Annotated in this window: 17 protein-coding genes; 6 read left to right on the top strand and 11 right to left on the bottom strand. The window is 54.8% G+C overall.

Annotated elements, in window-relative coordinates; translation table 11 throughout:
- Nucleotides 1–25: 25 nt before the first annotated feature.
- The 6 genes from ggt to G506_RS0103295 form a co-directional block, all read right to left on the bottom strand.
- Nucleotides 26–1,702, bottom strand: coding sequence for a gamma-glutamyltransferase (gene ggt / locus G506_RS0103320; RefSeq protein WP_051201855.1), 1,677 nt, complete (start codon nucleotides 1,700–1,702; stop codon nucleotides 26–28).
- Between the two features lie 142 nt (nucleotides 1,703–1,844).
- The gene (locus tag G506_RS0103315; protein WP_028115636.1) at nucleotides 1,845–2,564 is read right to left on the bottom strand and encodes a hypothetical protein; all 720 of its coding nucleotides are present in this window, start codon (nucleotides 2,562–2,564) and stop codon (nucleotides 1,845–1,847) included.
- Nucleotides 2,561–3,112: a hypothetical protein gene (locus tag G506_RS0103310; protein WP_028115635.1), complete on the bottom strand. Its 552-nt coding sequence runs from the start codon at nucleotides 3,110–3,112 to the stop codon at nucleotides 2,561–2,563. Before G506_RS0103310 ends, G506_RS0103315 begins: the two co-directional genes overlap by 4 nt.
- Entirely contained in the window at nucleotides 3,112–3,744 is a 633-nt protein-coding gene (locus G506_RS20295) for an energy-coupling factor transporter transmembrane component T (protein ID WP_051201854.1), read from the bottom strand. The genes G506_RS0103310 and G506_RS20295 overlap by 1 nt, the downstream gene beginning before the upstream one ends.
- Nucleotides 3,744–5,021, bottom strand: coding sequence for an ATP-binding cassette domain-containing protein (locus G506_RS0103300; RefSeq protein WP_028115634.1), 1,278 nt, complete (start codon nucleotides 5,019–5,021; stop codon nucleotides 3,744–3,746). The genes G506_RS20295 and G506_RS0103300 overlap by 1 nt, the downstream gene beginning before the upstream one ends.
- A gap of 174 nt (nucleotides 5,022–5,195) precedes the next feature.
- Nucleotides 5,196–5,414, bottom strand: coding sequence for a hypothetical protein (locus tag G506_RS0103295; RefSeq protein WP_035386911.1), 219 nt, complete (start codon nucleotides 5,412–5,414; stop codon nucleotides 5,196–5,198).
- 394 nt (nucleotides 5,415–5,808) lie between these two features.
- Between G506_RS0103295 and G506_RS0103290 the strand changes: the two genes are divergently transcribed.
- The 5 genes from G506_RS0103290 (at nucleotide 5,809) to G506_RS0103270 (ending at nucleotide 14,150) form a co-directional block, all read left to right on the top strand.
- Nucleotides 5,809–6,294, top strand: coding sequence for a DUF3015 family protein (locus G506_RS0103290; RefSeq protein ID WP_028115632.1), 486 nt, complete (start codon nucleotides 5,809–5,811; stop codon nucleotides 6,292–6,294).
- A gap of 189 nt (nucleotides 6,295–6,483) precedes the next feature.
- Nucleotides 6,484–8,292 carry an Lnb N-terminal periplasmic domain-containing protein gene (locus G506_RS0103285; protein WP_205619459.1) on the top strand — a complete coding sequence of 603 codons (1,809 nt, stop codon included), beginning with the start codon at nucleotides 6,484–6,486 and terminating at the stop codon, nucleotides 8,290–8,292.
- A 121-nt stretch (nucleotides 8,293–8,413) separates the two neighbouring features.
- A complete protein-coding gene (locus G506_RS18615) occupies nucleotides 8,414–9,556 on the top strand; it encodes an efflux RND transporter periplasmic adaptor subunit (RefSeq protein WP_035386910.1) in 1,143 nt (380 codons plus the stop codon).
- Between the two features lie 8 nt (nucleotides 9,557–9,564).
- Nucleotides 9,565–12,705 carry an efflux RND transporter permease subunit gene (locus G506_RS0103275; RefSeq protein WP_028115630.1) on the top strand — a complete coding sequence of 1,047 codons (3,141 nt, stop codon included), beginning with the start codon at nucleotides 9,565–9,567 and terminating at the stop codon, nucleotides 12,703–12,705.
- Nucleotides 12,702–14,150: an efflux transporter outer membrane subunit gene (locus G506_RS0103270; RefSeq protein WP_028115629.1), complete on the top strand. Its 1,449-nt coding sequence runs from the start codon at nucleotides 12,702–12,704 to the stop codon at nucleotides 14,148–14,150. Before G506_RS0103275 ends, G506_RS0103270 begins: the two co-directional genes overlap by 4 nt.
- Nucleotides 14,151–14,204: 54 nt before the next feature.
- Here the strand turns inward: G506_RS0103270 and G506_RS0103265 are convergent, their stop codons facing one another.
- The 5 genes from G506_RS0103265 to G506_RS0103245 all read right to left on the bottom strand — a co-directional run bounded on the left by G506_RS0103265 (nucleotide 14,205) and on the right by G506_RS0103245 (nucleotide 19,963).
- Nucleotides 14,205–15,056, bottom strand: coding sequence for a class I SAM-dependent methyltransferase (locus G506_RS0103265; protein WP_028115628.1), 852 nt, complete (start codon nucleotides 15,054–15,056; stop codon nucleotides 14,205–14,207).
- 66 nt (nucleotides 15,057–15,122) lie between these two features.
- Nucleotides 15,123–18,032 (bottom strand): DUF748 domain-containing protein, encoded by a 2,910-nt coding sequence (locus G506_RS0103260; protein ID WP_028115627.1) that lies wholly within the window; start codon nucleotides 18,030–18,032, stop codon nucleotides 15,123–15,125.
- 162 nt (nucleotides 18,033–18,194) lie between these two features.
- Entirely contained in the window at nucleotides 18,195–18,401 is a 207-nt protein-coding gene (locus G506_RS0103255) for a DUF2897 family protein (protein WP_028115626.1), read from the bottom strand.
- A 9-nt stretch (nucleotides 18,402–18,410) separates the two neighbouring features.
- Nucleotides 18,411–18,953, bottom strand: coding sequence for a cysteine hydrolase family protein (locus tag G506_RS18610; protein WP_035386908.1), 543 nt, complete (start codon nucleotides 18,951–18,953; stop codon nucleotides 18,411–18,413).
- 296 nt (nucleotides 18,954–19,249) lie between these two features.
- The gene (locus tag G506_RS0103245; protein ID WP_028115625.1) at nucleotides 19,250–19,963 is read right to left on the bottom strand and encodes an SIMPL domain-containing protein; all 714 of its coding nucleotides are present in this window, start codon (nucleotides 19,961–19,963) and stop codon (nucleotides 19,250–19,252) included.
- Between the two features lie 49 nt (nucleotides 19,964–20,012).
- Between G506_RS0103245 and recC the strand changes: the two genes are divergently transcribed.
- A complete protein-coding gene (recC, locus tag G506_RS0103240; RefSeq protein ID WP_240473379.1) occupies nucleotides 20,013–23,630 on the top strand; it encodes an exodeoxyribonuclease V subunit gamma in 3,618 nt (1,205 codons plus the stop codon).
- Nucleotide 23,631: the final 1 nt, after the last annotated feature.

The following is a 23,631-nucleotide window of genomic DNA, read 5'->3' as shown; positions in this document are numbered from 1 at the left end:
CTGAAATCTACCAACTAATAACTATCTAATATCCCGCCGCTTGGCCATCTTTGCGACTTTCCGAGGCACCGATATAAACCTTGTTGTTGGCGTCCCATTCGATCGCTTGGTAGCCGCCATATCCGCCGAGGTTGTCTTGCAGTTTGTGGCCTTTAAGCATCAAGTTGCGCTTAGTTTGGTAGCTAAAGCCGGATTCCAAACTGACCACGCCGCCGCTGAGCATCACTTCGCCGGTGGGTTGGCTGGAGCCGCTGTGTAAAATCCGCGGCGCATCACCGGCTTCTTGCAGGTTCATGCCAAAGTCGACCATGTTGATGATGATCTGCGCGTGCGCCTGTGGCTGGGTGGCACCGCCCATCACCCCAAACGACAACCACGGCTTGCCGTCTTTGGTGGCAAAGGCGGGAATGATGGTATGAAACGGCCGCTTGCCGGGGGCGTAGCTGTTGGCTTCACCCTCCTTTAGCGAAAACAGTTGGCCACGGTCTTGCAGCACAAAGCCAAGACCCGGAGGGGTCATGCCGGAACCCATGCCGCGATAGTTGCTTTGGATCAGCGACACCATATTGCCGTCTTTGTCGGCGGTGGTCAGATAGATGGTGTCGCCGTGTTCTAGTGCGGGGTTGCCGGCCTCGACCGCTTTGGCGGCTTTGTTGGCGTCAATCCGTTTTCGACGCTTGTCGGCGTAGCCGTCGGAGATAAGCTCGGCTACCGGCACCATGGCAAAGTCGGGATCGGCATAGAACTTGGCACGATCGGCAAACGCCAGCTTCTTAGCTTCGACAAAGGTGTGGACGAACTCGGCGCTGTCACGGCCCATCGCCGCTAAGTCGTAGGTTTTCAGCAGATCTAAGATCTGCAGCGCGGCGATCCCTTGTCCCGGTGGTGGCAATTCCCACAGCTCTACACCGCGATAGTTGATGCTGACCGGTGTGATCCAATCGCTCTGGTGAGCGGCCAGATCGGCGTAACTTAAAAAGCCGCCTTGGGCTTTCATGTAGTCATCGATGCGGCTGGCGATCTCGCCTTTGTAAAAGGCATCGCGGCCCTGTTCGGCAATCAACTTGTAGCTGTAGGCCAGCCCCGGATTTTTAAAGATTTCGCCGGTTTTCGGCATTTTGCCATCCGGCATAAAGGTTTCCGCAAAGCCGGGATATTGGCCGATGCGCTCGACGCTACGATCAAGATAAAAGGCGATTAAGTCGGATACCGGAAAACCATTTTCGGCATAGCCAATCGCGGGTTGTAGCAGCTCACTGATCGGCAACTTGCCAAACTTGCCGTGCAGTTCAAACCAGCCATCAACGGTGCCGGGTACCGATACTGGCAGTGGGCCATAGGGCGGGATACTACTTAAACCGAGCCGTTTAAATTCCGCCATAGTCAGACTTTGCGGGCTGCGACCACTGGCGTTGAGGCCATGCAGTTGTTGGCTTTTGCTATCCCAGACAATGGCAAACAGATCGCCACCGATGCCACAGCCGGTAGGTTCCACTAACCCGAGCATGGCGTTGGCAGCAATAGCCGCATCGACGGCGCTGCCACCTTGTTTGAGGATATCCAGCGCTACTTGCGTGGCCAGCGGCTGGCTGGTGGCGGCCATGCCGTGTTGGGCGTACACCGGAGAACGGCTGGCGAATGATTCGCCGGTGACTCGGTCGAAGGCGTTGGCTGGCAGGCTTAGCGCGGCAGCGGTTGCCATCACGACGCAGGTCAACCATGGCTGCGCACGGCGAACCGATAAGGGGCGAGCATGAAACATCGACAGATCCTTGTGTAAGTTTCGCTACTGGCACTGTAGCGAAACCGTAAACAAAGACCAACTGCCTGATTGCTATGTTGATTTAATAAGCTTTCAGCTGTGACTTACCGGCGTTGTGCCAGCGCCCATCCGCTTGTTGGTAGACCAGTAGGGCGCACTGCTGATTCACTCGGACGGTTTTGACTTTGCCACTTAGCTGCACCACGGCATCCTGTGGCAGCGGCTTATGGTTGAGATCAATGACGCTGTCGATCTCGGGTTGTTTCAGTAGCTCGGCGACGCAGGCTGCGCTAAGGTTCAGCTTAACTTGGCCTTTCATGCGACCGTCGTTGCCATCGCGGCGCAGTCCCAACCCCGCCAAAGCGCCGATGATGCCATCGCCGCTGCCACCGTGCTCTGACAGATGCACTCCGGCTTGCTCGGCCAATTGATAGGCGAGGGTTTTGTTAAGCACCTGCCGTTTGGCTTGCTGGCCAAATTCTATCAGGGCTGGCCAGTCGGCTTGCTCGGTGGCGACCGCCAGACCAGGATCGGAGCCGACCGCGCTGTGTTCGATAAGGTGGGCAATGCAGTGACCGATCACCTCATCGATGCTGGCGCCGACTTCGGTCAGTTCAAAGCACATTGAGCTGTTGTGCGAGGTATAGGGAATGTCTTGGTGCACATACAGTTGATGACGGCTGACGCCAGTGGCTTGACCGAGACCAAGTTGCACCAGTTTTTCGCCCAGTTCCTCGGCAATTTCGCCGGTGCCTTTGGAGCCGATGATGTCGGTATCGTCGATGCAGATGGTCAGTTTCATGGGGTCAGTCCCTGTGGTTGCCGTTGCTGTGGGATCAATTGGTGATGCGCCAGTCGCGCCAGCAGTGGTGGTACACACAGCGCCGCTAAGAGGGTGAATAGGCCGCCGCCAAGTCCTTTCCAGCCCATCTGCAGCAGCATAAATTGGGCGTCGGCACCGGCTAGCCATAACTCAAACATCCCTTTGGCAATCCACGCCGCCAGGCCACAAAGCCCGACCAAAATGGCGGTTTTTCGCTGCCATGGCGCAAACGGCAGCAACAGGCAGGCTAGTTCAATGGCGGCGGCTGGGAACATGAACTTCAACAGGATCAGCGGGCCACCTTTGCCAATGCCAAGCAGCATCGCCAGCAAGCCGGTGAGAAAGCCGGTGGCCAGTACGCTGCCGGTTTTTGGCACTAACCCTCGCGCCAGCAGCATTACCAGCGTCATCATAAACATCGAGTGGCCAACCAAACCCAGTTTCAGTTTGACCGCCGCTTTAAAGCTCAGCAGCAACAATGCTAATGCGCTAAGCAGCAGCGCGTCAGACAGTTTGAAGCGTTCCATTAATTGTCCTCAGTGGTGAACAGCGTTGGGGCGATGCCATCGCGATAGCCTCGGGCTCGCAGTGCCATCTCTTGTTGTTTGGTTAATTGGATAAGCTGGATCAGCAGTGGGCACAGCACGGTGTTAATCAGATCCAACCACGCTGAAGGGCGCCACAGTTGTTTGGGCTTGATCCGCGCGCCGCGCAGACATTGCAATTGGTAAAGTTGATGCGCTTCGCGCACCAGTCTGGGCATTAACGCCAAGGTGGTTGCCACTACCAACACCGTGCGCGGTTTTAGCCAAGGCGATAGTGCCGCCATAATTCGGTGTTGTGGGGTGGTTAGGAAAAACCATAATCCCGGCCAAAGTGACAGATACAGCCGCGCTGACAGTTCCAACGCCGCCGGCCAAGAATCGAGGCCAAAGCGCAGCAGATAGAACAGCCAGACAATCACAAACTGCACCGCCATCAGCTTGGTCAGTCGCCACAGCTGAAGTAGACCGGTTGGTGCTCGCCACAGCAGTGGCAACATCAGCAGCGCCGCGGGCAGCAGTGCCCACGCAGGCATCGCCAAAATGGCCGCCAGGAATAGTGGGCTGAGCAGCAATTTAAGTTGGGTATAGCCAACGGCTCGAGGTTGATTGGCCATTACGCTACCTGTAACTGTTGGCCGTGAATTCGCCAGTGATTATTGAAACCATCGAGGTGGCGGTGACTGGCGATCACGCAGCTGCAATGGTGAGGAAGCTCATCCAGCAGTCGCCACAACTGCTGGCAATGGCGTGGATCTAATCCGGCAAAGGGATCATCTAGCAGCAACAACGCCGGCTGGCGCAGCAGTTGGCTGGCGATCCCAATCAGATGCTGTTGGCCATAGCTGAGGGCATAGGGCGAGCGCTGGGCGAGGTGGTCTAGCTGTATGCGTTGCAGCAGTGTCATTGCCGCCTGTTGCGCTTCGGCTAGCGATTGACCATGGCGTAGCAACGAAAAGCACAGCTCATCAAGTACTGTCGTGGCGAACAGCTGTCGTGCTGGTTGTTGCAGGCAGATGGTCATCAAGCCCGGTTGTTGCAACTGGCCAATGGCGTTGCCATCAAAACCGATGATGGCCCGCAGCAGGGTGCTTTTGCCACTGCCGTTAACGCCTTGCAGCAGTACCCGTTGCCCAGCAAACACCTCAAGATCTGGCAGTTGAAGTTGCCGATCTTCTGCCAACGCTAAGGTCGTGGCGCTGCAGCGATAGCAGAGCTGGCCACGGTGACTAGGCTGGGGCGTGGCGGCTGCGAATACCGTGGTTGGTTCGGTTGGCGCTGCGGCGGCGATTAATCCCGATTCACTGAGCGTTAGGATCCGATCGACACAATCCCGCCAAGGGGTAAGGTGATGTTCGGTGATCACCACGGTGATCCCTTGCATGGTTAATTGTCGCAGCAACCGTTTCAGTTCAATAAAGGCGCTATCGTCCATCTGCGCCCATGGCTCGTCCAGCAGCAGCAAACTTGGGCAGGCCACCAACTGAGCGGCAATTAGCAATCGATAGCGTTGGCCTTGGGATAATGCCGCCGTGGCGTGGGTTAGTGGTAAAGGCAGTCCGACTAGGTCAAGCGCCTGATTAATTTTATCCGGCATCTGTGCCGGCGGGGTTTGCAAATGTTCCAGCAATACCGCGACTTCGGCACCAACTTGATCTCGTAGCATTTGAATGCAGGGATCTTGCAGCACTAAACCGCACCGTTGCGGTCGAGTTATGTGACCTTCAGTGGGGGCGATAAGTCCGGCCAGCAACTGCAGTAGGGTACTTTTGCCACTGCCAGTAGCGCCGTTAATTAACAGTAACTCGCCCCGCTTTACGGTTAGATTGAGCGATTGCCACAGCCGTTGATGGTGGCGCTCTAACGAGACTTGTTTTAAGACTGCGCAGGCCATGGAACACAGTGAATAAGCCAAAGATGGCCGCTACTGTAATCAGGTTGCCGTGAAGTTGATAACGATACCTGTCGCCAAGTAACTCAAACTGAGACCAAGATCTGTTTGAGTAGTCAACATGTCTCTCATTGGTGTTTTTGTCGGCCAAGTGTGAGACAAAATGCCTCACGGCAGTTAACCGCGGTCGAGAGTTGGCTTCAAGCAATCAAAACCGCTTTGGTGCCAGCGTCGATAGGCGCAGTTGACGCAGGAGCGTTCGACATCATCAACCTGTTCATCTTCATCATCGGCGTGAAACTGATGACACTGATTGGCACTGGCACGGCTGCGGGCAAGATCACTCGGATCGCCGTTAAAACGCCAGTGGCCGTCGATTGTGTGAAAATAAGGCATCAGTGGTACTCCTTGTCGCCAGAATTAGGTTGTCAATCGCGGCACCAAGTATCCGCCACGGCGACGGCAATAACATAGCCAGCAATAATGGCGGCATCGAAAGGTTATTTGGTTTATTCGCAAGGAGAGTGATCATCGTAACAATATTGGTAACTTTGTGATCATAGCCAGAGTGACATTTGCCAGCGCCGGTAAAGCGTTTATTGAAGACCCTGCATGAATAACAGTCATGACAAACAGGGCACAATAAAGCTGTACAAAATAACTGCATTTGTTAATCCAAGCTGATCAAGCAAATCCTCTTGAATAAATATTTCTACAGTTGCCGCAGTTAATTTACTATTATCTGCGGACTGATCCGGTAGATCAGCGTTTAATTGTTAAGGATATTCTAATGAAAAAGTTTGTTGCTGTTTCCCTGCTGGCAGCTACTCTGCCGTTCTCTGGTGTTGCTATGGCTGACGCGGATGTTGGCTGTGGTCTGGGCACCATGATTTTCGACGGTAAGAAGGGCAAAGTATTCAAAGTGCTGGCGGCAACTACCAACGGTACTTCTGGTAACCAAACTTTCGGTATCTCTCTGGGTACCCTGGGTTGTGATGGTAACGGCACCATTCACTCTCGTGAGAAGATTGCCCTGTTCATCGACGGCAACATGGACAACCTGGCTCGCGATATCGCTAAAGGCGAAGGTGAAACTTTGGATACTCTGGCACAGGTTTGGGGCATCCAAGATGCTGATAAAGTGCTGTTTACCTCAATGACCCAAGACAACTTCGGCACCATCTACGCGGCGGCCAACGTTACTTCTAACGACGTAATGGTAAACATCAACAACATGCTGGTTGATAGCGACACTCTGTCTGCTTACGCGCTGTAATTAACGCGACGCGTAATAAATAAAGTGCCAGAGTTCTCTGGCACTTTTATTTTTGATTAAATTGACCAGCTTTTAAGCTAGCTAAGGGTTGCTCAATTTAATTAGATAATAATCCGGAAGTGAATGAACTTGGCGGCAATTAATAAAGGGTGGCTGATTGGCTGCGGCTTACTTTTCGCATTACCCGTATTGGCATCAACTCACGGCGAGGTTGAACCGCCGCAGTTTGATGTGGAACGACTGGCCAAGCAACGATACTGGTTAAAATTAGGCCACTATTTGCCGCAGACCTTTGGCGGCTATGGCGGCACAGTTGATAGCGCTGAGTTTTACCTGGCCGCTAACGGTAAATATTCACCGCAACAAGAGTTGCAAGCGACCATTGCCGCGTTGTATCAGGCCGATGATGCCAAGGCGCAGCAGATGCGCTGTGCTTTTCCCGCCCGTTACACTTGGCTGCAACAGCAGTTAGGGCAAGCCGCCGAACTTAATTGCCCAGAGCTGCTTGAATGGCAACAGGCGTTGGCGCCGCAGGGGCTGACCTTGGTGTTTCCAACGGCGTACATGAACAACCCATCGTCGATGTTTGGCCACACCTTGTTGCGGGTTGATGCCAAAGAGCAAAACCGCAACAGTGAATTGGTCGCTTATGCGGTCAACTTTGCCGCAGAGCCGGATGGCCAAGATAATCCAATGCTGTATGCGATGAAGGGCTTATTTGGCCAATATCCCGGACGTTATACGGTGATGCCTTATTATCGTAAGGTGCGCGAATATAACGATATTGAATCGCGTGATATTTGGGAATATCCACTGAAATTTTCTGAAGCCGAAGTTCATCGAATTTTGTTGCATCTGTGGGAGATGCACCACGCTGAATTTGATTATTACTTCCTTGATGAAAATTGCTCGTACCAATTATTGGCATTGTTGGAACTGGCCCGTGACGATCTGGAGTTGGTCAATCAATTTCCACTAATGGCGATCCCCAGTGATACCGTGGCGGCGTTGGCACAAGCGGATTTAATTAAGCCGCCGGCTTATCGAGAATCATTCGGAACCCGTTTGCTGGACCAAGCGCAGCAACTGGACCCGACGTTGTTTGGTGCTGCGCAGTTGGCGAAACAGGGGCAGTATCCTGATCCGGCGCAGTACAGCGATCCGCAGCGGGCGGCGATTTTAGAGTTAGCTTATGAATGGCTCAATTTCGAGCTGTATGATTTAGGACTAGAGCGGGATCCGACCGCCAGGCAGTTAACTCAATTACTGTATCAGCGCAGTCGAATTAAGACGCCATCGCCCTTTAATCCAGTGGTGCAGCCTGAGGTATCGCCGGAGCGCGGTCATGGTTCTGCTCGAATCGGTGGTGGCGGCGGTCACAGCCAGCTGCAGGGCGGGCTACTGACGCTTGAGGGACGTTTGGCCTATCACGATCTGCTGGACTCTCAGCAGGGCTTTATCCCGGGCGCCAAGATCAGCTTCTTAGATACCCAACTAAGTTACAGCCAACAGCAGCACTGGCAGCTTGAGCGGTTAACCATAGTCGAAGCGATGGCATTGGCGCCAAGCAATCAGGTGTTTGATAACGCCGCCTGGCAGGTGCAGGTTGGCTTTGACCGCATGCCAAATAAAGCCGAACTCGATGGTCGCTGGTTTGCGCATGGCGGCTACGGCAAAGCGTGGGGCGAAACCGACGGCTTGCACTATTACGGAATGGTCAGTGCCGAACTCAGCGTGGGCGCGCTCACCGACCAACAAGCTGTGTTGGGCGCCGGGATCAGTGGCGGTGTGTTGTGGCAATCGGTGCCGCAGCACCGCTTTGGGATCGCCGCCCAGTGGTTGGCATTAACCAGCGGCAGTGACAGCCACAACGCCAAAGTGACCGCCAGTTGGCACTGGCAGTTGGCAACTAACTGGGCGCTGCGCAGTGAAACCGGTTATCGCCACTGGCACGGCGATGATTGGCATGGCGGTTTGACCCTCTATCACTATTTCTAACTGGCTTGAACAACGCCTTGGTTATCACCAAGGCGTTTTTGTTGCTGGTGAAAATCCACCAAACCTCAGTGCGTTTACTAACTTTATGCAGACTTAGGTAAGCAAAAGTTAGAGGGGCACTATGGCGCGCTGGCAAACGCGAGTTCATTGGTGGATGGTGCTGGCAGTGGCGACACTGCTAAGCGCCTGCGGTGAAGCACCACCGCAGCAACAGGGGTTTCCACCACCACAAGTTGGGGTGATCACCGTTACCCCAGAGCCGCTAAAAATGACTACCACCCTAGCGGGACGCACCTTAGCGTCGTTAGAGGCGGAAGTGCGGCCGCAGGTCAGTGGCATTTTGCTGGAGCGGTTGTTTACCGAAGGTGCGTTGGTTGAACAAGGCCAGCAGTTGTATCAAATCGATCCGGCCCCTTATCAAGCGGATCTGGCTCGGGCGAAAGCGGACATCACCAAGGCCCGGGCAAATCTGAAAACCGCCAAGGCCAAGGCAGAGCGGTTTCAGATTTTGGTGAATTCGCAAGCGGTATCGAAACAGGATTTTGATGATGCCCAAGCGCAGTTTGAACAGGCGCAAGCGCAGATAGATACCGCCGAGGCGGCACTGGAAACAGCAACCATTAATCTGCAATACACCAAGGTATTTGCGCCAATCAGTGGCCGAGTTGGCCGCTCTAGCGTGACCGCCGGTGCCTTGGTTACCGCCAACCAATCGCAGCCGCTGGTAACCATCCAGCAATTTGATCCCATTTTCGTTGATGTTACCGAGTCTACCGGTGCCTTAACTGAGTTACGCCGAGCTTGGGCCTCTGGTGAGTTGGTGCGCAATCAAAGCGATGCTGCCGAGGTATCACTGCTGTTTGAAGATGGCAGCCGCTATCAGCAAAAAGGAGAGTTCCAGTTCGCCGACATCAACGTCAACCCCTCCACCGGCACCTTTACTATTCGCACCACCTTCGCCAACCCTGACGAGCTGCTGCTACCGGGGATGTTTGTCCGTGCTGAACTGGTGACCGGAACCCGCGAAAACGCCATCTTGATCCCCGCCAAAGGGGTTAGCCGGACTCCAACTGGGGCGGCGACGGTGATGGTGCTAAACAGTGACAATGTGGTGGAAGCGCGGCCAGTGACCGTTGGCGAGATGCGTGGCAACAGTTGGTTGGTGCTCTCTGGCCTTAGCAGTGGCGAGCGGGTGATTCTTGAAGGATTGCAGTTTGTCCGCCCCGGGGCCCCAGTTGGTGGCGTCGAGCAACTGGCGCAGTGAGGTAGCTCATGGCTCAATTTTTTATTGATCGACCAGTATTCGCGTGGGTGCTGTCGATCCTATTGATGTTGGCGGGCTTGCTGTCGCTGCCACAACTGCCGATTTCGCAATATCCCGATATTGCGCCACCGCAAATTCAGGTGACCGCCACCTATCCCGGGGCCTCGGCGAAAACCGCTGAAGAAACAGTGACTCAGGTGATTGAACAGCAGCTCACCGGCCTTGATAACCTGCAGTACATTGCCGCTACCTCAGATTCCTTTGGTAGCACCAGCATCACTTTGACCTTCTTGGCCGGTACCGATCCGGACATTGCCCAAGTGCAGGTGCAAAACAAAGTGGCGGCGGCAACCGCTTCGTTGCCGGAAGCGGTGCAGCGTCAGGGGGTTACAGTCGAGAAAGCCAGCGCCGGTTTTTTACAGGTGATCGCCATCTATTCTGAAGATGGCAGCATGAGCAATATTGATGTTGCCGACTTTATCGCCAGTAATTTGGAAGACCCGTTGGCGCGGGTTAACGGCATCGGTCAGGTGACTCTGTTTGGCGCGGGCTATGCGATGCGGGTCTGGCTTGATCCTAATAAGCTGGAGAGCTACGGCTTGATGCCATCGGATGTTAATGCCGCCATTGCCGCGCAAAACAGCCAGATCTCTGCCGGTCAGCTAGGGGCGGCGCCACTGCTGCCAGATTCGCAATTAAACGCCACCATCAGCGTGCAATCGCTGTTAACCAACGTAGACGAATTTGAGCAGATCTTGGTCAAGGTCAACGACGACGGTTCTCGGGTGCTGTTGCGCGATGTCGCCCGCATTGAACTTGGTGCCTCCAACTATCAAACCTCGGCGCGGTTTAATGGCAAGCCAGCAGCCGGTTTGGCGCTGGCACTGGCGACTGGCTCGAACGCCTTGGATACCGCGGAACTGGTAAATCAAAAACTGCAGGAGTTACAGCCACTGTTTCCCGAAGGGCTGAAGATGGCGCTGCCGTATGACACCACGCCATTTATCAATCTATCGATTGAAAACGTGGTCCACACCCTGATTGAAGCGGTGGTGTTGGTGTTTTTGGTGATGTTCCTGTTCTTACAGAATCTGCGTGCCACCTTGATTCCAACCATTGCGGTTCCCGTGGTGTTGCTGGGCACGGTGGCGGTGCTGTTGGCACTGGGGTACACCATCAACACCCTAACCATGTTTGCCATGGTGTTGGCGATCGGCTTGTTGGTTGATGATGCCATTGTGGTGGTGGAGGGGGTTGAACGGTTGATGACCGAAGAGCACCTTGGCCCATTGGCGGCCACCCGCAAGGCGATGCAGCAACTCTCCGGTGCCTTGGTGGGGATTGGTATGGTGCTGAGTGCGGTGTTCGTGCCGATGGCATTCTTCGGCGGCACCACTGGCATCATCTACCGCCAGTTTTCGGTCACTATCGTCACCGCCGTTGGCTTGTCGGTACTGGTGGCTTTGATCTTATCGCCAACCTTGTGCGTCTCGCTGATGCGCCATACCGAACACAGTCATAGCGGTTTCTTTGGCTGGTTTAATCGCACCTTCGAACGACTTACCAAAGGCTATGTTAACGGCGTTAAGGCGATGACTCACAAGGTCAAGCTGTCGATGCTGGCGTTCGTTGCGTTGGCGGTGGTGGCTGGTGGCTTTTTAGCAAAGTTGCCGACCGGATTTCTGCCGGATGAGGATCAGGGGATCATGATGGGGATGATCAACCTGCCAGCGGGTGCGACTCAAGATCAGACCCTTGCGGTGCTGCGCAAAATCGAAGATTACGTGCTGACCCAAGAGACCGAAACCGTTGATGCGATCTTCTCGGTGGCGGGGTTCAGCTTTGCTGGTGCAGGCGCCAACGCTGGGATGATGTTCTTAAACCTAAAACCTTGGGATCAGCGTACCTCTCCCGATGCCCATGTCAGCGCCATTATGGCGCGCACTCAGGGCTTCCTGTTTAGCATCAAAGAAGCGCTCGGTTTTGCCTTTGTGCCGCCGGCGATTATTGAACTTGGTAACGCCACCGGTTTTGATATGCATCTACAAGACCGTGCCGGTGCCGGTCATCAAGCGTTAGGGCAGGCACGCAATCAGTTTTTGCAGCAGGCCAATCAAGATCCCACCATGATGAATGTGCGCGCTAACGGTTTGGATGACACTCCGCAATTTGTGGTGGAGATCGACAAACTCAAAGCGCAGGCGCTGGGCGTTAATCTGTCCGACGTCAACAGCAACCTCTCGACCGCGTTTGGTTCGGCTTACGTCAACGACTTTGTCGACCGTGGCCGAGTCAAACAGGTTTATGTGCAAGCGGACGCGCCATACCGGATGGGACCGGAGCAGTTGGATGACTGGTATTTGCGTAATACCCAAGGCGAGATGGTGCCGTTAAAAGCGATCAGTGCCAGTCGTTGGGATTACGGCTCGCCCCGTTTGGAACGATACAACGGCGTGGCGTCGATGCAGATCCAAGGTCAGCCTCGACCTGGAGTTAGTTCCGGCGAAGCGATGTTGGCGGTGGAAAAACTGGTGGCCGAACTGCCGAACGGGGTGTCGATGGAATGGACTGGGCTTAGTCGTGAAGAGCGCACCTCTGGCAACCAAGCACCGATGTTATACGCGCTGTCGATTCTGGTGGTGTTTCTCTGTTTGGCGGCACTTTATGAAAGCTGGACGGTGCCGTTTGCGGTGATTTTGGTGGTGCCGCTCGGGGTGCTTGGTGCGGTGACTGCAACCGACATCACCGGCTTGGCAAACGATGTCTACTTCCAAGTAGGGCTATTAACTACCGTTGGATTGTCGTCGAAAAACGCCATCATGATTGTCGAATACGCTAAGCAATATCACGATGAGGGGCAGGGGATCTTAGAATCGGCCTGGCATGCTGCCGAGGTGCGACTGCGGCCGATCATCATGACCTCTCTGGCCTTCGGCTTCGGGGTATTGCCGCTGGCCATCTCCAGTGGTGCCGGTTCCGGTGCCCAAAACGCGGTCGGCACCGGGGTAGTTGGCGGGGTATTAACCGCCACCTTCCTTGGGGTGTTCTTTATCCCGCTGTTCTTTGTGTTTGTGATGCAGTTATTCGCTGGTAAGAAAACGGATAACGACTCTTCCTCTGCCAGTGATGATCAGGAGGTGCGCTCATGAAGTCAGTAAAGGGCGTCACGCTGGTGGCGAGCGCACTGCTTGCGGGCTGCGTCAACTTAGCACCGGAATATCAGCGACCTGAGGTAACCTCGTTAGATCCGCAACTGGAAAACCTGATTGGCGATCAGGTAGGCCAAAGCAGTGCCGAGCTGGATTGGCGCCAGTTTATGGTCGATCCCAAACTGCAGCAGTTGATTGAACTGGGTCTGGGCCACAACCGCGATTTGCAAGTGGCGTACTACACCTTGGTACGGGCACAAGCGCAGTATGGGGTGCAGCGAACAGGCAACCTGCCCAACATCGATTTGCGCGCTGGTGCCAGCAACCAATTGTTGCCAGAAGCATTGAACGGTACCGAAACCATCAGTCGTCAATATAACGTTGATCTTGGGATCCTCAGTTATGAGCTGGATTTTTTCAGTCGCATCGACAATTTAGAGCAGCAAGCACTGTTCAGTTACCTTGGTACCGAGCAAGGCCGGCGCAACACCCAGATCACGGTGATGGCGCAAATTGCCACCACCTATCTGTCACTCGCGGCCAATCGGTCGCTGCTGACGTTGGCGGAAGAGACCTTACTAAGCCAGCTAGAATCGTTGTCGCTGACGCAGCAAAGCTTCGATAATGGTGTGGTTTCAGGATTGGATGTGGCTCAAGCTGAAGTTACGGTCGCCAATGCTCAAGTAGACTTGGCGCGTTTTCGCAACCAGATTGCCGCTGATCGTCACCAGTTGGCGCAGTTGGTCGGCGTGCCTGTAAGTGAGGCATTGATGCCGGAGGCAATTCAAGCGCAGTCGCTGGCGCCATTGATGGCGGGACTACCATCGGCGCTGCTGTTGAATCGGCCGGATCTGTTGCAGGCGGAATACGCGCTGATGGCTGAGAACGCCAACATCGGTGCGGCGCGCGCTAACTACTTCCCAACCATTAGCCTTACCGCTACTGCCGGATTACTTAGCGGCGATCTGGATGATCTGTTTTCCAGCGATGCTCGCAGTTGGAACTTCAGCCCCAGCCTGACGCTGCCGATTTTTAACTGGAACGAAATTGGCGCCAACGTAGATATTGCCAAGGCCAATCGTGATATTGCCGTGGCCAGTTACCAAGGAGCGATTCAAAGCGCCTTTCGGGAAGTGGCCGATGCACTGGCCGCGCGGGCATTTCTGGCCGAGCAATACCAAGCCCAGCAAGCGTTAGTGGCGGCCACCGGCAAAAGCTTTGAGCTGTCGGATCTGCGCTTTCGCCAAGGGGTCGATAGCTTCTATAACGCACTGGATTCCCAGCGCAGCTTTTTTGCTGCTCAGCAGCAGTTGATCAGTTTGCAGTTGAGTCAGCAAACCAATCTAGTGACCCTATTTCGCGCCCTTGGCGGTGGCTGGGTCGGTACGCCAGCACCAGAGCTGGAGGTCGAGGAGTTATTGGTTAGGCCACAGCCTTCTGAATAACCTTGCAGCACCGAGAATAAAACAAGGGCATGCTTAACGCATGCCCTTGTTTTTTTAGGCGTGGCGGATAATTACCGCCAGTTCATCGCCGCCAGCGTATGGCGTGCCGCACAGATCGCTGAAGTGATGTTCGATCACAAGCCCATGGACGGCCAGTTCGTCACTGAGCGACTCAAGGGTGAAGTGCTGTAACCAGTTATAGACCACCTGCTGATGCTGGTGCTGACAAATGGTGTACTTATCCAGCGATACGAGCTGCTCTGGATAGAGATGGTTAGCTTGGATGCACCAGTAATCGTTGCTGCTCCAAAAACCGTTCATGCTATTTTGCCCAATGGATACTGATTCCGTTAATCCAGCGAAGCGTTCGGCGGTGTAAACATCTAGGGCAATGGCACCGTGCTTGGTCAGTAAGCTTTTAAACTTGGCGAATAATTGGCTACGCTGCTGCGGGCTTAACGCGCACAGATCGCACATCACCAAAGTGATTAGGTCAAATTGGCGGGGATCGTGGAAGTCCAAGTAATTGCCCAAGTGGTACTCGATATCAAGCTGCTGTTTATCCGCTTGCTGCTTGGCGTAATCGATCGAACTTTTAGAAAAGTCCAATCCAACTACGGTGCCGATCCCAGCGGTTTTTAAGCGCTGACAGTAGTGGCCAACAGCGCAGCCAAAGTCGATGGTGCGCGAGTGCTGGTTCAGTTCGAGTTGGGCGATAAGCCATGCCACTGAGCTGTCCATAAATTGGAAAGAACGTGACGCCAGCGGGATGTCGCCATTTAGGTGAAACGCCAACATCTGTTTGGCAAGGTGGGGCGTGGTCCACAGTTGGTCGGCGTTGTAGACCGACCAAAGTTCTGGCTTGGCTGAGGCTTGATTTAGTTGTTGATAGAGCATGTGAGTCATGGGCTAATTTTGTAACTGCGGCGCACCGTGCGAAGCGGTACGCCCAGTGATTTGGCGTTCTTTGGCTTAGTCACCAGCGCCGAGTTCGAGATGGGCGCGACTGCCGCGGGTGTCGAGATCAACGCGGCTCTCTTTGATAAACACCTTATCAGCAGGCAGAGCGAAATCATCCACCAGTACCTGCTTAGTGGCGGCGGCGCGTGCCATCGCCAGATCCGCCAGTTGTTTATCACCGATGTTTTGCTGCTCCAGCAGCAACTGCTTTAAGCGGCTGCGCCACAACTGGATATCGGCATTGGGATCCTGTTGGGCTTTTAGCTCGGCAAAATCGATTTCACCCAGGGTGGTTTGCGCCAACTGTTCCAGTTGCTGCCACTGTTGATCGCCATCAAGGCGGTCAATATCCAACCCCAGTTTGGCGGATACCGATTGTTTGGCCAGCGCCAAGCTATCGCTGCTGGTCGATACCGAACCAAGCACCGTTAGCGATAACTCTGGCCGCTGTTTTAGTGCGTCACTTAAGCGCTTCAGCTCATCTTTGGCCCCTGTGGTGACCTGTGCTTGACCTGCATCAAAAGCGACAAATTCCGCTGGCGCATCGCCCTCAATTAAGCTGCCAAGTAGTGCAAACGGTGCCGTTACCGCTTTGGTGATCAGGTTGCCAAGCGCCTTTAAGATCAGTGGGCCGATGGCAAACTCAGGGTCGTCGACATTACCGGCGACATCCAGTTCGAGATCGATCACCCCATCGCCATCTTTCATCAGCGCGACGGCCAAAGGTAGCGGCAGATTGCTGGCCTCTTTAGAATTACTGCGCTCCCCCAGTACCAGCTGATTAAGCACCACTTTATTGCTGCCCTTGAGGGCGTTGCCATCGAGTTTGTAGTTGAGCGCTAAGTCCAACTGGCCTTGGTCAACATAGTAACCGGCGTAGGTACCGGCGTAGGGGTTGACCGAGGTCAACTCGAAGTTATCAAAGGTCAGTCCCAAATCCAGTTGTCGTTCGGCACCGAAGGGTTGCAAGCTGCCTTTAAGTGCTACCGGGGCATAGCGGTCTACTTGGCCGGCGATGTCGACCTCAGCAACGCTGTTTTCGCTGCTGCTTAGGCTGCCGATGCGACCGTTAAGTTGTTCGATGCCGGTGGCAAATTTAGGGATCAGGGTATTGTCCGCAAAGAAGGCATCGCCATTGCTGATAAGCACTTCACCGATGCGAATTGCCATCGCCGGTTGTGACTCTCCGCCGTCTGGCGCTTCGGCAGGTTGGTTGCTGGGTTCGGCGGACTTCGGCGCTGCAGGCACAATTTGGCTTAAGTTGGTGCTGCCATCTTCATCGATGATCACTCGGGCGTAGGGCTTGTCGGCACCGATAGTGGCGATCTCTAGCGCCATTGGTGAGGTCGCAAATTGGATGCCATCGAAATTGAGCGCTTGCCACTTCAATAGGTCGCGCTGGCCGACGGGATCTTGGCTGCTGAAGTCATTGATAGCAGCACGGCCGCTAAAGCTGAGATCCAGCGGCTCGGTACTGGCGAGGTTGAACTCGCCCTCGACATCAGCGCTGCCAGAGAGCAGCTTCAATGCCAGTTGTTGCTGCCAATAAGGCAGCGTATCAAGCAGCGCAAAATCCTGCAGCTTTAGGGTTGATTGCAGGCTTAGCGGTTGTGGCAACAAGGTACCGTTAAAGTCAAAACGGGCGGTTTGGTTGATGCGACTGTTGAGCGCTAGGGTAATTGGCTGGGTGAGATCTTGGCTCAGTTGTCCGGTGCTGAAATTCTCGATCTGCAGCTGCCAGTTGGCGGCGCTGGCCACCGTTTGGTCGCTGAAATTCAGTTGCCAGTTGCCAAGCTTAGCGGCGCCAACTTGCAGTTGCCACGGTGCTTCATCGGTTGTGGTTGGCGCTTGCTTAGACGCTGCGGTGGCTGAGGTTTGTGGTGCTGAATTGCTGCTATCTGTGGTTATTGGGCTGAAAATGGTCGCTAAATCGAGACCATCTTGACTCAGACTGGCATACAGGTGGCCACCATCGATGGCGATCTCGGCAAGGTTAACCTGCTGTTTGAGGAGATCCAATTGGATCTGCTTGAGGCTCAAGTTATCAACCGCCAACAGTGGTTGCTGTTGATGACTCAGGATTAAGTCATCAAGGCCAATTTGGCCATCATTCAGGTTTACCGCAAGCTGCTCGCCCTGTTCGGCAATCGCCAGATTGGCACTGACGCTTAAGCGGCCATCGTCCAGATCGAAACGCAGGGGTAACTGGGCAAACTGCCAATAGGGCTTGAGCTCAGCGTTGGTTAGCTTTAGCGCCACATCCAGTTTCAACGGCGTCAACTGGCTGGCAACATCGACGCTCAGTTTGCCATCACCAGCACCGGTAAGCGTTAAGCGGGTGCGGTTATCCGCTTGGGCTAAATTGAGGTTACTGGCCTCAATATTTAGTGGGGTAAATTGCAGCGGCGTGCGCTGATCCTGCTGATAACCGACGCGACCGTTGCTTAAGGTCAGCTTATCGACCGCCAGTGGGATGGGTTGCGGTTCGGTTGGCACTTCGCTGCTGGCGGGTTCGGCATTAGCGGTAAGCGGCGCAAAAATCTCGACCAGATTGAGCGTACCCTGATGATTGCGTAGCTGCAGATCTGGGGCGATCAAAGTGAGTTCTCGCACCTGACCTTGCCAGTTTGCCAGAGACCGCCACGGATCGAGATCCAGCACCGCTTGCTCCAGCGTCAACGCCGGTTGCTGTTGCTTATCTGTCAGCTGCAGTTGGTCGATCTGCAGTCGCCATTCCAGTGGATGGAACTGAATGTCGGCGACACTCAGTTCGCCATCGGTGTTGTTGGCAATCCATTTCGGTACCTGCGATTTGGCCAGTTCCGGCAGCGCGTAGCCCAGCAGTCCACAATAGACCCCAAAAGCGATGGCACTGTAACTGCCCACTCGAACCCAACGTTTATCCCACCACTGCTTAACCACTGTTGCACCCCTCTGAAAAACTTGCAGCGTAAGTGTAACTCTAGTGGCGAGACTATGTAGCAAAATATTTGCTTAATAGATGACCTAGGTGATTGATTTTATAGCATATAAAAGCCCAGCCGGAAAAATCCCAGCTGGGCCGATAGATTTCTGAATGACGGTTCAGCGTTTGCCGCTGCCGTTTGCCGGCGGCTGTTGACGATGATTAATATCAAGTTGCTGATTTAACTTATCGACGGTCTCTTTTAGCTCTTCGGTGGGCATCTTCTTAGGTAATTTGATGTCGCCTAGATGGCGGATCAGCATCAAGTTACCAACCACCACCGCGATCACCAAAATGAGAATAAGAATGCCGTGCCACGGTTCCATCGGGTTGTCTCACTGATTAAGCAAATTACTGCTGTGGGTTTCGACTGCGCCCATATTACGCATATCGATGATGTTATTACTGGCTATCTGCTGATTTTGCGCCGAACAGGCGTCTTCGACAATGGTGATTTGCAGATCGCGATAGAGCCCGTCCATCACCGTGCCTCGAATGCAGTTGGGTAACTGGGTGCCGCAGATCGCTAATGAGTCGATGCCATGGGTTGCCAACAGTTGTTCCAGTTCGGTGCGATAAAAGGCGCTAAAGCGGGTTTTGTACAGCACCCAATCGCCGCTTTGCGGCTCTAAGCTGGGGTAGGGGATAGCCCCCCAACTGTCGGCGACGCAAACCGGAGCGTGGCGCCGAAATACCTCTGAATCGCTGCCGTCGCTGTGGTGGCGGCGCAGCACATGGATAACCGGCCACCTCTGCTGGCGCCAATGGCTAAGCAGCTTGGCGATGGTGGCGACTGTCGCTTGCGCCTGCGCCACTACCGCGCGGCCAGCGGGATCGACAAAGTCGTTTTGCATATCAATGATCATCAACGCTTGCATAAACCTTCCTTGTTGCTTAGGGCGTGTTGGCCTTTGTCGTATATCTTTGCGCCCATCATTGGCCATTTTCAACGCCAAATTAGACTTGCTTAGTCAATTTGAATGGTCATTAATCACCGAAGGGCGCCTTGCAGGGCCGGACTAGCGGCCGTCACTCTTCGTCATACGATTTCGACGTAGAGCCCTGATTTTTATTTCTGAAGAGAGGGCCTTCAATCGCAATCCTCGATTGACAGCCGCTATCCTCGACCAAATTACGAACATCAAACGTCAACACGCCCTAGTGTCGCTTCGGTTTAATCGGATAAATAGTATTCAACGGTAGAGACTACCCGTACTTTTTTAATGTGCGGATTGTTGTTGTCCCTAGAACTGATGGAGAACTGGCCTTGAGTAGCACAGCGGATCTTGCCAAGGCGGCTAGCGGAATCTTTGGCAAAGCGTTCGGCGACGTCACGAGCGTTGCGAGTGGCTTCCTCGACCATGGTTGGTTTTAAGCTGTTGAGGCCGGTAAACAGGTATTCGGTTTGCGCTTGATAATCGCCACCGGTGAAGACGATGCCCTGTTTGCCAAGTTCGGCCAGCTTGTTCATCACCGCCCGCACCGATTCAATTTGATTGGAATAGACGGTCACGGTTTGCAGTGCGGCAAAGCGCAGTTGATTCGGTTCGCGGCTGCCGTATTGCTGCGCCGAACGATCGGTAATTGCCGGTGGCGCTTTGCTGATCTCGGTTTCACTGATGCCGTTGAGCAATAAGAACGCGCTGATCTGTTCCGCTTGTTGCTCTAGGGTTTGGTAAAGCTGGCCTAAATCATCATCGGCGGCGCTAAATTGGATTGGCCAGATCACCACGTCCGCCATTACCTCTTGTTCTGCCAAGCCTTTAACGGTAACGCGCCGCTCCAATTGGCGATAATCGAGCGCTGCATCCGCCAACTGCATCCCCAGTAGCGCTAATCCAAAAAACAGCGAAAGTCCCAAATACACGGCACTGCGTTCGTTAACCATACTGTGACTCCATTACGGTGAGCTGCCAAAGCAAAAATCAGTGTCATTAATGTACTGCGACTATGCGGTGCTGGCCACAAAATATGCGGTTGTGCTGGCGCCGCTGGCCGATGCCTATTGGGCGGCCAATTTGGTCAACAAATTCAGCCTGCTTTGGGTATTATCCAGTTCTTGCTTGTGGCCAAACAACAAAGGCGAAATCTTGGCGAATCAACTCCTTCCACCAGCGGCAGCGCCGCTGACCAATGGTCTGATGATGCTTCACTCGAATCAGATAGAACAGCTGCGCGAGTTGGTGGTGCAGTGGTTGGCACAATATCCGTTAGCGCCCTTAGAGCCAGAAATTTTTCTGGTCCAGAGTAACGGCATGGCGCAGTGGCTGAAACTGGCGCTGGCGGCGGATGATGGCCACGGCATCGCCTGTAATTTGCAGATGCAGATGCCATCGCGGTTTATCTGGCAACTCTATCGATGCGTGCTGGGCGAGGCGGTGGTGCCAAAGCAGTCGCCATTCGATAAACCACAACTGCGTTGGCGGTTGCTGCGGATGCTGCCAAGTTTGGTCGACCGTCCCGATTTTGAGTCACTGAAACGATTTTTGTCTGGTGATCAGCCAACCCGTAAGCGCGACCAGTTGGCGGAACAATTGGCGGATCTGTACGACCAGTATCAGGTCTATCGTGGCGACTGGTTGCAGCACTGGGCGGCCGGCGACGATGTGATCGTTTCTGGTCACGGGGTGCGCAGCCCACTGCCGCTGAAACAGCTGTGGCAAGCGCAGTTGTGGCGCGCCATCTTGGCGGATATGACCGCCGCCGAGCGGGAGACTTCCCGCGCTGAGTTACACCAACGTTTTATCGATACCTTGGCCAGGGGCGCAGTTCCGGCCAGGCTGCCGCGTCGGTTGGTGGTGTTTGGCATCAGTGCTTTGCCAAAACAAAGCATCGAAGTGCTGGCGGCGCTGGCCGAGCACTGCCAAGTGCTGCTGTGCATCAACAACCCCTGTCAGCACTTTTGGGGCGACATTGTTGAAGACAAAGACTTACTTAAACGCCAGCTGCAAAACGCCCGTCACCAGCGCAAAGCCGGTCTGCCGGAGGTGCTTGATGAAGATCAGCAGCACAACCACGTAAACCCGTTGTTGGCGGCTTGGGGCAAGCAGGGGCGCGATTATATCGGCATGCTGTATGAATACGACCAGCCGGAGTTGTACCAAGGCAACTTCCAGCAGATTGACCTATTCGCCGAGCCTGAGGGCGATAGCCTGTTAACCCAACTGCAGCGCGGGATCTTCGATTTGGCGCCGCTGCCATCAGAGCCGAGCGTCGTCGCTGATGATGATGATTCGCTGCAACTGGTGCTGGCACATTCGCGTCAGCGCGAGGTTGAGATCCTCCACGATCAGTTGCTCAAGCGCTTTGCCGACAATCCGCAACTGCAACCGGCGGATGTGATTGTGATGATGCCCGATGTTAGCCAATACGCGCCCTACATCGAAGCGGTGTTTGGCCGTTTCGATCCGAGCGACAGCCGCTATCTGCCGTTTACCATCGCCGACCGGCCGCAGCGCGGCCATCAAGTGATGTTGCTGGCGCTGGAAACCTTGTTTGGTCTTAGCTCGGCACGTTTTGCGGTGTCGGAGCTGCTGGATCTGTTGGCGGTACCGGCGCTGCGGGCGCGCTTCGAGATTGCCGAGGCGGATCTGCCGCTGCTGCAACGCTGGATTGAACAGGCTGGGATCCGTTGGGGCTTGCATGGCGAGCAGCGTCACAGCCTCAATCTGCCCGAGGCGCTAGAGCAAAACACCTGGTCGTTTGGTCTTAAGCGGATGCTGTTGGGCTACGCTGTTGGCGATGGCCAAGTTTGGCATGGGATTGAACCATGCGAAGAGATTGGCGGTCTGGATGCGGCGCTGGTGGGCAAACTGGCGGCGCTGGTTGATACCCTTGAGGGGATCTGGCGTTTCTACAGCCAGCATTGGCATCCGGCGCAATGGGCAGAGGGGCTCGGCCATGCCTTAGATGCCTTGTTCTGTGCCCAAGATGATATCGAAGCCAGTATCCTCACCACCCTAAAAGAGACTTTGGCACAGTGGCAGATCGCCTGTAGCGACGCCGGCGTGGTCGAGGCGTTGCCGATCACTGTACTTAAAGAGGTCTGTTTAGCGCCGTTTGAGGGCGAAGGGGTGTCGCAGCGATTCTTGGCTGGTCGAGTCAACTTTTGCACCTTGATGCCGATGCGGGCGATCCCATTTGCCCAAGTCTGTTTGCTGGGGATGAACGACGAAGATTATCCCCGTTCACGGCCGCCGCTGGATTTTGATCTGATGGCGATGGCGGGACAACTGGATGGCGCAGGTAATCGCATTCCATCGCAGTATCGCACCGGTGATCGTAGCCGCCGCGAGGACGATCGCTACTTGTTTTTAGAGGCGCTGTTGGCGGCGCGGCAATGGCTGTACCTCAGTTACGTCGGCCACAACGCTCGCGACAACGCCGAGCGCACGCCATCGGTGCTGCTGGGGCAACTGCTGGATCACATTCGCGCCGGTTACTGCGCCGCCGATGGCTCCGACATCATCAGCGCCATTACTCAAAGCCATCCGTTGCAGCCATTTAGCCGCCGCTATTTTGATGGCAGCGGGCTGCAATCGTTTGCGCTGGAGTGGCAACAGATCCATCAACCGTTGGCGCCGGTCGAACCGCAGCCACTGCCGCCATGGCAGCCGCAAAGTTCGCTGAATTTGCAGGACTTAGCCGCATTAATGCGCGATCCCGCCAAGCTGTTTTTAGGGCGCCGCCTGGGGATCTGGCTCGATGATGAGGCGGCACTGGCTAACGATCTTGAGCCCTTTGCCTTTGATGCGCTGGAGCATCATCTGTTACGTCAACAACTGTTCAGCGCATTGGCTGAGCAGAGCCATGATGCCAACCTAGAGCAGACCGTGGCTGCCCAGTTCGACCGTTGGCAAGGCCGTGGTCAACTGCCAATCGGTGGCTTTGCCAAGATAGCCACCCAAGGGCTGAGCGCGCCGGTGCTCAGCGCCTTTGAACAGGCGTTGCGACTGGCTGGCAGTTGGCAACCGGTGCCAGCGCGGGAGGTTAAATTTAGCCACAACGATTTGGCAATTGAGGATTGGTTGACCGGGCTGTTAACTGACGGTCAGCACTGCTATCAACTGCTGGTGTTGCCGAAGAAACTGGCCGATAGCCAGCGCTTGAAAAAACCGTTGGATGCACGCTTGCTGTGGTTGCAGCACGTTGCGGCTAACAGCCAATATCAGGCCGAGCAGCAACAGGTGACCAGTTTCCTTGTGGCCGCCGATGGCATTTGGCGCTTTGAACCGCTAGCGGCGGCCGATGCCCGTGGTTATTTAATTCAGCTGCTGCAAAGCTATCGGGATGGTATGGCGCAGCCGCTGGCACTGGCACCGGCGGCCGGGATCGCGTGGTTGGCCGAGATGGCCAAATCAAACGATGCCGACAAAGCGCTGCGCGCGGCCACCAATGCCTTTGAAGGCGATAATCGGCTAGCCGGTGATCTTGGCTATAGCCCCTACCAAAGCCGCTGCTGGCAGCGCTTTAGCCAATTGCTAGAACACGGCTTTGAATCCAACTGTAAATTACTTTACCAACCGCTACTGGAGGCTGCCCAGTGGCAGGACTGAT

The organism is Ferrimonas senticii DSM 18821, from assembly GCF_000422665.1.
Lineage (GTDB): Bacteria > Pseudomonadota > Gammaproteobacteria > Enterobacterales > Shewanellaceae > Ferrimonas > Ferrimonas senticii.
The sequence above is the reverse complement of the archived record's forward strand: the minus strand, read 5'-3'. Positions and strand labels throughout refer to the sequence as shown.

Excerpts from the sequence above, each read along its gene's own strand:
- ggt (WP_051201855.1), bottom strand. The coding sequence starts at position 1,702 with ATGGCAACCGCTGCCGCGCTAAGCCTGCCAGCCAACGCCTTCGACCGA.
- G506_RS0103315 (WP_028115636.1), bottom strand. The coding sequence starts at position 2,564 with ATGAAACTGACCATCTGCATCGACGATACCGACATCATCGGCTCCAAA.
- G506_RS0103310 (WP_028115635.1), bottom strand. The coding sequence starts at position 3,112 with ATGGAACGCTTCAAACTGTCTGACGCGCTGCTGCTTAGCGCATTAGCA.
- G506_RS20295 (WP_051201854.1), bottom strand. The coding sequence starts at position 3,744 with ATGGCCAATCAACCTCGAGCCGTTGGCTATACCCAACTTAAATTGCTG.
- G506_RS0103300 (WP_028115634.1), bottom strand. The coding sequence starts at position 5,021 with ATGGCCTGCGCAGTCTTAAAACAAGTCTCGTTAGAGCGCCACCATCAA.
- G506_RS0103295 (WP_035386911.1), bottom strand. The coding sequence starts at position 5,414 with ATGCCTTATTTTCACACAATCGACGGCCACTGGCGTTTTAACGGCGAT.
- G506_RS0103290 (WP_028115632.1), top strand. The coding sequence starts at position 5,809 with ATGAAAAAGTTTGTTGCTGTTTCCCTGCTGGCAGCTACTCTGCCGTTC.
- G506_RS18615 (WP_035386910.1), top strand. The coding sequence starts at position 8,414 with ATGGCGCGCTGGCAAACGCGAGTTCATTGGTGGATGGTGCTGGCAGTG.
- G506_RS0103275 (WP_028115630.1), top strand. The coding sequence starts at position 9,565 with ATGGCTCAATTTTTTATTGATCGACCAGTATTCGCGTGGGTGCTGTCG.
- G506_RS0103270 (WP_028115629.1), top strand. The coding sequence starts at position 12,702 with ATGAAGTCAGTAAAGGGCGTCACGCTGGTGGCGAGCGCACTGCTTGCG.
- G506_RS0103265 (WP_028115628.1), bottom strand. The coding sequence starts at position 15,056 with ATGACTCACATGCTCTATCAACAACTAAATCAAGCCTCAGCCAAGCCA.
- G506_RS0103255 (WP_028115626.1), bottom strand. The coding sequence starts at position 18,401 with ATGGAACCGTGGCACGGCATTCTTATTCTCATTTTGGTGATCGCGGTG.
- G506_RS18610 (WP_035386908.1), bottom strand. The coding sequence starts at position 18,953 with ATGCAAGCGTTGATGATCATTGATATGCAAAACGACTTTGTCGATCCC.
- G506_RS0103245 (WP_028115625.1), bottom strand. The coding sequence starts at position 19,963 with ATGGTTAACGAACGCAGTGCCGTGTATTTGGGACTTTCGCTGTTTTTT.
- recC (WP_240473379.1), top strand. The coding sequence starts at position 20,013 with ATGTACTGCGACTATGCGGTGCTGGCCACAAAATATGCGGTTGTGCTG.